Raw genomic sequence first — 1235 nt, 5'->3', positions numbered from 1 at the left:
AAATAATTCATGGGCATATCTCCTTAGATTAATGTTTTGGTCGACTTAATTTTACTAGGAAATATGTCCATTTTCTATAATTGAAAAATCATAATTTACACAAAATATTTTACACTATCGCATACTACTGAAATGGGTATTAATAGAATTATAAAAAATCTAAAATTAAATACAAATGATGTAGTAGAATATTGTAAAAATAAAGTTTTAGATAAGAACTGTAATATATATAAACAAGGTAAGAATTGGTATTGTGAAATAGAAAATATAATAATTACTATAAATTCATATAGTTACACAATTATAACAGCACATATCAAGAGATAAATTATAACTTATCTTATAACACACATCTTCTATTCTGGAGATGTGTATTGTATAATCAAATTATCAGAAAATAATTACACTCAGAAAGGAGCATTTTTATGGTACTTGATAACATGAAATTTACAGACAAAGAGTCTCTGACCTTTGTTCCCATTAAATTGATTAATACATTCTGTCATTTCTTAGATGTGGAACATCCAGATGTTGACTTTAAATGCATCAAAGCTAAAGACATCCAGCGTAATCCTGAACTTCGTAAAAAATATCGACCATATCAGGAACAGTGCCGGAAAGCTTTCATTCAGGCTGGATTCGAAGATAATATTCGAGCAAACGGATATGACGGTTTCATCTCCAACATCGACCCGGAATGGTTATTCAATCGTCTTTGTACCTTCTTTAAACCGGATGTCAACCCTATCGCCTATGAATACATGACACGGTCCTTTGGTCATTATGACCCTGATAATGACGATAGAATCTTACCAACCATCTGGCGCAGTCGTTTTGAAATCATCGGTGACGGTGAACAATGTGATAAACTGGCAAATTTAATCGACTACTGCAATTTAACAAATGATAATCTTGCACTTATCCTGCAGACATTAAAATTAAAATAATGTTCCGCAGTGCAGAGCATTATTTTTTTCAAACATAAGAGAAAGGAGCATTTTCATGGTACTTGATAACATGAAATTTACAGACAAAGAATCTTTGACCTTTGTTCCCATTAAATTGATTAATACATTCTGTCATTTCTTAGATGTGGAACATCCAGATGTTGACTTTTGCTAAGGATAAAATAAAAATGTAGGTAAAAGACAACATAAGAATGTTGGAAAACCTACATAATTATTTTGTCCTTTTTCATTTTATTGATATTATCTTGCCGGAGGTAATATCGATGA

2 protein-coding genes are annotated in these 1235 nt (G+C 30.9%); both read left to right on the top strand.

The features are described from left to right. Positions 1-132: 132 nt before the first annotated feature. A complete protein-coding gene (locus H8909_RS13115) occupies positions 133-327 on the top strand; it encodes a DUF3781 domain-containing protein (protein WP_187013144.1) in 195 nt (64 codons plus the stop codon). 98 nt (positions 328-425) lie between these two features. Further along, positions 426-947 (top strand): hypothetical protein, encoded by a 522-nt coding sequence (locus H8909_RS13110; RefSeq protein WP_187013143.1) that lies wholly within the window; start codon positions 426-428, stop codon positions 945-947. Positions 948-1235: the final 288 nt, after the last annotated feature.

This window comes from Catenibacterium faecis (assembly GCF_014306455.1).
GTDB lineage: Bacteria > Bacillota_I > Bacilli_A > Erysipelotrichales > Coprobacillaceae > Catenibacterium > Catenibacterium mitsuoka_A.
Note: the sequence above shows the minus strand (reverse complement) of the source record. Positions and strands in the feature narration are given on the sequence as shown.